Source organism: Citrobacter sp. MGH 55, from assembly GCF_016906145.1.
Taxonomy (GTDB): Bacteria; Pseudomonadota; Gammaproteobacteria; order Enterobacterales; family Enterobacteriaceae; genus Citrobacter_A; species Citrobacter_A amalonaticus.
Genome location: NZ_CP070239.1, coordinates 3,784,666 through 3,791,111, shown reverse-complemented (window position 1 = coordinate 3,791,111; position 6,446 = coordinate 3,784,666). Strand labels below are relative to the sequence as shown.

The 6,446-nt window shown below is 54.0% G+C and carries 6 protein-coding genes; 2 read left to right on the top strand and 4 right to left on the bottom strand.

Features of this window, described 5'->3' with window-relative positions; translation table 11 throughout:
* Positions 1-308: 308 nt before the first annotated feature.
* The gene (locus tag JTI98_RS15555) at positions 309-587 is read left to right on the top strand and encodes a type II toxin-antitoxin system RelE/ParE family toxin (protein WP_043000694.1); all 279 of its coding nucleotides are present in this window, start codon (positions 309-311) and stop codon (positions 585-587) included.
* Entirely contained in the window at positions 587-871 is a 285-nt protein-coding gene (locus JTI98_RS15550) for a HigA family addiction module antitoxin (RefSeq protein ID WP_043000693.1), read from the top strand. The genes JTI98_RS15555 and JTI98_RS15550 overlap by 1 nt, the downstream gene beginning before the upstream one ends.
* Positions 872-915: 44 nt before the next feature.
* Here JTI98_RS15550 and JTI98_RS15545 read toward each other — a convergent pair whose 3' ends face one another.
* From JTI98_RS15545 to fdnG, 4 genes are all read right to left on the bottom strand, one after another.
* A complete protein-coding gene (locus tag JTI98_RS15545; RefSeq protein ID WP_044257938.1) occupies positions 916-1,518 on the bottom strand; it encodes an inorganic diphosphatase in 603 nt (200 codons plus the stop codon).
* Between the two features lie 126 nt (positions 1,519-1,644).
* Entirely contained in the window at positions 1,645-2,301 is a 657-nt protein-coding gene (fdnI, locus tag JTI98_RS15540; RefSeq protein WP_043000691.1) for a formate dehydrogenase-N subunit gamma, read from the bottom strand.
* Positions 2,294-3,178, bottom strand: a complete 885-nt coding sequence (gene fdxH, locus JTI98_RS15535) for a formate dehydrogenase subunit beta (protein WP_216081492.1) — start codon at positions 3,176-3,178, stop codon at positions 2,294-2,296. Before fdxH ends, fdnI begins: the two co-directional genes overlap by 8 nt.
* Positions 3,179-3,191: 13 nt before the next feature.
* A complete protein-coding gene (gene fdnG / locus JTI98_RS15530) occupies positions 3,192-6,239 on the bottom strand; it encodes a formate dehydrogenase-N subunit alpha (RefSeq protein ID WP_156135250.1) in 3,048 nt (1,015 codons plus the stop codon).
* Between the last annotated feature and the right edge of the window lie 207 nt (positions 6,240-6,446).

The following is a 6,446-nucleotide window of genomic DNA, read 5'->3' as shown; positions in this document are numbered from 1 at the left end:
CTGCTGGAAAAACTGCTGATGCTTGAACAGCGTCTGGCTGAGGATCTGGCGCGAAAACCGAGACACCAGAAACCGCAGTTGCAGGCTCAGTGGCGTAAAGAGATAGACGACATCACCGCGCGTCTTTAACCCTCAATGCCCGGCAACGTGAGGTTTGCCGGGCAATTTGCGTGGTGCTTTCCAGTATTCATCCCCTCTCCTTTTCTCTTTGCTCATTTCGCCACACAATCGCACACGCGATGGCGAAAATTGTTGCGCCGAACGGAACACAATGCTAATGTTCCTCATGAAGGAACGAGGTGAAAAGGATGATCATGAATTTCAGGCACAAGGGATTACGCGACCTGTTTCTTCACGGTAAAACGTCAGGCGTGCTGGCAAAGCACGTCAAACGTTTGCGACACCGCCTCGCCGTGATTGACGCCGCAGGCTGCGTGAACGATATCAACATGCCCGGTTACCGGCTGCATCCTCTGAGCGGCGATCGTGATGGCGTCTGGTCAATATCGGTTTCAGGCAACTGGCGTATGACGTTCGAATTCGTCAATGGCGATGCGTATATTCTGGATTACGAGGATTATCATTAATGAAAATGGCGAATCATCCCCGCCCCGGGGATATCATTCAGGAAGCGCTGGACGAACTGAACGTCAGTTTGCGTGAATTTGCCAGAGCAATGGAGATTGCGCCCTCAACCGCCAGCCGGTTACTCACGGGCAAAGCGGCACTCACCCCGGAAATGGCGATCAAACTCTCTGTGGTGATCGGCAGCTCCCCGGAAATGTGGCTAAATCTGCAAAATACCTGGAGTCTGGCACAAGCGCAAAAAAGCGTGGACGTGTCCCGTCTGCGCCGTCTGGCGGTGCAGTAATCGCGTTGACAGCCGGGCAGGTAAACCCCGTCCGGCAAAATCGCTTATTGCTGTGGTTTTTTCGCTTTCCAGGCGTCCCATGCTTGTTTGATTTCCTGCTTTGCGGTCGCCGCGTCGTTAAAGCCGTTCAGCTCCACTTTCTTGCGTCCTTCCGGTAATTCTTTGTAGACGCGGAAGAACGATTCCAGGCGCTGAACTTCGATTTTCGGCAGGTCGGCCAGTTCCTTGATATTGTCATACGTAGGATCAATTTTGCTGGCGGGAACCGCCACAATTTTGTCATCCTTCTCGCCGCCATCAATCATTTTCAGTACGCCAATCGCACGCAGTTTGATCAGCGTTCCCGGTGCCATCGGCGCGCGGGTATAAAAAATCACATCCAGTGGATCACCATCACCTGCCAGCGACTGGGTCAGCGAACCGTAGTTTGCCGGATAGGCCACCGGCATCGACTGAAAGCGGTCTGCAACGATAAAGCCGGTATTGGCGTCGGTTTCATATTTAATGATCCCGCCTGCCGGGATTTCCGTCACGGCGTAAAATTCTTCCGGATTGTTCTCCGGCTGTGGGAATTCGAGAATGTTCTGCGCCTGAACTGACGCGGAAAGAAGTACGCTCACAGCGAGCAATTTTTTGACCAGATGCATTGTTGGTTAACTCTTCGGTTATTTGTGAAGACAACACGTTACGTTTAGCCGATGACAGGATCATGACGTTTTTATGGCAAAAAAAAGGCGCTACCTGCGTAGCGCCTTCATCTGCTGAAAAAGGAATTAGTTTAGCCCTTCTTCACTCTCTTTTTTCGCTTCTGCTTTCTCGATATCACGGTACCAGCGCGGGTGGTGCTTCTTCGCCCAGCGGCGACTCACCTTCCCTTCAACCATCCCTTTAATCGATCCTTTCACCCAGAATGCCATGTACATATGAATGAGGATGGCGTGGATCAAAATGATCCCTGCCGCTGCGTGGATCAGCAGGCTGTAACGCACCACCTGCATCGGGAAATACTGCGCGAAATACGGACGCCAGATAATCACGCCGGTCACCAGCAGCACAAAAATCATGCTCATGATCGACCAGAACATCATCTTCTGCCCGGCATTATATTTGCCGACATCCGCCACTTTGTGTTCGTTGCCTTTCAGCACTTCGACAATGTTTTTCAGCCACGGTATGTCTTTCTTGTCCGGGATGTTGTGGTGAACGAAGCGGACAAACATGAACATCAGCGCGATAAAGATCGCCACGCCAAAGAACGGGTGCAAAATGCGTCCCATCTGCGGCGTACCGAAGGTTTGCGTCAGCCATTGCAGCGTCGGGAAGAAAAATGAAATCCCCGACAGCGCGACCAGGAAGAAGCAAATCACCACCGTCCAGTGACAGGCGCGATCGATGAACTTCGTGCGCACAATCATTTTCGATTTACTCATGATGGTCCTCCTCGTCATCGTCCACTTCTTTGTTCGGACCTATACCAATGTAGTGATAGATCAGCCCGGCGAAGGTGGCGATAAATCCGGCGGCCGCCAGTGGCTTCAGCGCCCCTTTCCACAGATTGATAGAGGTGTCGACTTTCGGCTCGTTCGGTAAACCGTGGTAGAGCTCCGGCTGATCCGCGTGATGCAGGACATACATCACATGCGTACCGCCAACGCCCTGCGGGTTATAGACACCAGCATGTTCGAAGCCGCGCGCTTTTAGCTTCGCGACGCGTTGCTCGCCCATTTCCAGCATCTCTTGTTTGGTGCCGAAATGAATCGCCCCGGTCGGACAGGTTTTGACACAGGCCGGTTCCTGACCCACGCTGACGCGATCGACGCAGAGTGTACATTTATAGACGCGGTTGTCCTCTTTATTAAGGCGCGGAATATTAAACGGACACCCGGCGATGCAGTAGCCGCAGCCAATGCAGTGCTCGGACTGAAAATCGACAATCCCGTTGGCATACTGGATGATTGCACCCGCAGACGGGCAGGCCTTCAGGCAGCCCGGATCTTCACAGTGCATGCAGCCGTCTTTACGAATCAGCCATTCCAGTTTGCCGTTCTGTTCGGTTTCGCTAAAACGCATCACCGTCCAGGACTTGGCGCTGAGATCGGCGGGGTTGTCGTACACCCCGACACAATGTCCTACCTCGTCACGGATATCGTTCCACTCAGAGCAGGCCACCTGGCAGGCTTTGCAGCCCACACAGGAGGAGACGTCAATGAGCTTGGCGACCTCGGCTTTGTAATCACGCGCCTGCGGTGGCGGCGTAATCGTGTTTGTTGCGGACCGTTTGATGATGTCCTGCGTTTCCAAAGACATATGCTCGCCCCCCTTACGCCTTCTCGATGTTAACTAAAAACGCTTTGTACTCCGGCGTTTGCGAGTTTGAGTCACCGACGTTTGGCGTCAGGGTGTTGGCGATATAGCCTTTACGCGCCACCCCTTCAAAGCCCCAGTGCAGCGGGATCCCGACGGTTTCAACCTCCTGACCGTTGACGTGCAGCGTACGCAGACGACGTGTCACCACCGCAACCGCACGAATGAATCCGCGCTTGCTGCTTACCTTCACGTAGTCACCGTTGCCAATGCCTTTGGCGGCGGCCAGCGTTTCGCTGATCTCCACAAACTGTTCCGGCTGCGCGATAGCGTTCAACAGCGCGTGCTTGGTCCAGGTGTGGAAGTGTTCGGTCAGACGATAGGTCGTTCCGACATACGGGAACGCGTCCTTCTTCCCTAAGCGCAAGACGTCATCTTCATAGATGCGCACGACCGGGCTGGACACCACGTTCGGATGCAGCGGGTTAGTACCCAGCGGCGTTTCCATTGGTTCGTAGTGTTCAGGGAACGGGCCTTCCGCCAGTTTATCAAGGGCAAACAAGCGCCCCAGTCCTTCGGGCTGCATGATAAACGGGCCGGTTGCGCTGCCCGGAGGCGCGGTGTTGAAGTCCGGGATATCGTTACCCGTCCATTTCGCCCCGTCCCACTGGATCAGCATACGTTTCGCATCCCACGGCTTACCGTTGATATCCGCTGATGCACGGTTATACAGCACGCGGCGGTTCAGCGGCCATGCCCATGCCCAACCCAACGTGTTGCCCAGCCCTGATGGGTCGGCATTATCGCGGTTGGCCATCTGGTTGCCCTTCTCCGTCCAGCTACCGGTGTAGATCCAGCAGGAAGACGAGGTCGTACCATCATCACGCAGTTGCGCGAAGCTGGTGAGCAGTTGCCCCTTCTTCGCAATCAGCACGCCGTTGGCGTCATAGAGATCGGCTAACGCGTAGCCGTTGTTCTCTTTCGCCACTTCTTCTGACTCTGGGTGATCCGGCTGTTTGTAGTCCCAGCGCATTTTCAGCAGCGGTTCCACACCTTTACCACCTTCTGTGCGATACATTTCGCGCAGACGATGGAAAAGCCCGGCCAGAATTTCACCGTCGTTACGCGCTTCACCCGGTGCATCCTGACCTTTCCAGTGCCACTGTAGCCAACGCCCGGAGTTGGCAATGGAGCCATCTTCTTCAGCAAAACAGGTGGATGGCAGGCGGAACACTTCCGTCTGAATGGACGCCGGATCGACATCGTTCGACTCGCCGTGGTTCTGCCAGAAGGTTGAGGTTTCAGTCACCAGCGGATCGATCACCACCATGTACTTCAGCTTGCTCAGGCTGCGAACCACTTTGTTTTTGTCCGGGAAGGACGCAACCGGGTTGAAGCCCTGACAGATGTAGCCGGTGACTTTCCCGCTATCCATCATGTTGAAGTATTTAATGACGTCGTAGGCCTGATCCCATTTCGGCAACCAGTTAAAGCCCCAGTCATTCTCTTTCTGCGCATCATCGCCGTAGAACGCTTTCATCAGGCTGACGGCAAACTTCGGATAGTTGCTCCAGTAGTTCACCTGATCCGCCAGCGTGGCTTTCGGCGTGTTGGCGTTCAGCCAGGTCTGCCAGTCGCTCTGCTTTTCCGACGGCAGCGTCAGATAACCAGGCAGACTGGTGGAAAGCAGTCCGAGGTCAGTCAGCCCCTGAATATTCGAGTGACCACGCAGGGCGTTCACGCCGCCGCCGGCCATCCCCATGTTGCCGAGCAACAGCTGGATCATCGCCATCGTGCGGATGTTCTGCGCCCCGACCGTATGTTGGGTCCAACCCAGCGCATACAGGAACGTGGTTGTACGATCCGCCGCACTGGTGGAGGCCAGCACGTCACACACTTTCAGGAAGTCAGCCTTCGGCGTCCCGCAGATGTTCTCGACGACGTCCGGCGTATAGCGGGAAACGTGCTGTTTCAGCAAATTCCATACACAGCGCGGATGCGACAGAGTGTCATCGCGTTTGGCATAGCCGTTTTCATCGAACTGGTAGTTCCAGGACGACTTATCGTACTGCCGTTTTTTCGCGTCATAACCGCTGAATAAACCGTCATCAAAGGTAAAATCATCCCGTACCAGCAGGCTGGCGTTGGTGTAATGCCTGACGTATTCGGCGTTAATTTTGTTATTTTCAATAAGATACCGCAGCACACCGGACAGGAACGTAATGTCCGTGCCGGAGCGAATCGGCGCATAAATATCCGCAACCGAGGCGGTACGGGTAAAACGGGGATCGACAACAATCAGCGTGGCGTCATTGTTGTTCTTCGCTTCCATCGCCCAGCGGAAACCCACTGGATGGGCTTCAGCGGCGTTACCGCCCATCACCATCACGACGTTGGCGTTTTTGATATCAACCCAGTGGTTGGTCATCGCACCGCGACCAAATGTTGGAGCAAGACTTGCTACCGTTGGTCCGTGTCAGACGCGCGCCTGGTTGTCTACTGCCAGCATGCCGAGTGAGCGCACAAATTTTTGCGTCAGCATGCCGGTTTCATTACTGGCGGCGGAGGCGCAGAGCATCCCCGTGGAAAGCCAGCGGTTTACCGTTACGCCCTGTTCATTTTTCTCGATAAAGTTGGCGTCGCGGTCGGCTTTCATCAGTTTTGCAATGCGGGTCAGTGCATCATCCCAGCTAATGCGTTGCCATTTGTCGGAGCCGGGTGCACGGTATTCCGGGTAGCGCAAACGGTTTTCGCTATGAATGTAATCCAGCAGACCGGCGCCCTTCGGACACAATGCGCCACGGCTGACCGGATGATCCGGATCCCCTTCGATATGATAAAGCGCTTCTTTGGCGTTTTTTGCTCCATCTCCCAGGCTATACATTAATAGCCCGCAACCTACGGAACAGTATGTGCAGGTGTTTCGGATCTCTTTCGCGCGCAACAGTTTATAATTTCGCGATTGAGCCAGTGCCATTTTGGGCGTAAATCCCAGCGCAGCAACCGTTGTTCCAGCCATACCGCCCGCGCAGATTTTAAAAAACTTTCTGCGGCTGACGTTCATTGCTTTCCCTCTTTTTCCAGAGTTGTCATGTCGCCGAGGAAACTAACAGCAATACCCATATTTTTTTTGAGTCAAATCAATAACGAAACGGTTCCGCTACTAAATAGCCCCAATTGTCGGTTTTATATACCACTAAGGTGGTAACCCCTCTTCGGATTCACCTGGATAATTTCGCTAAAAAAGTGCTATATATTTCGACTTCTTTTA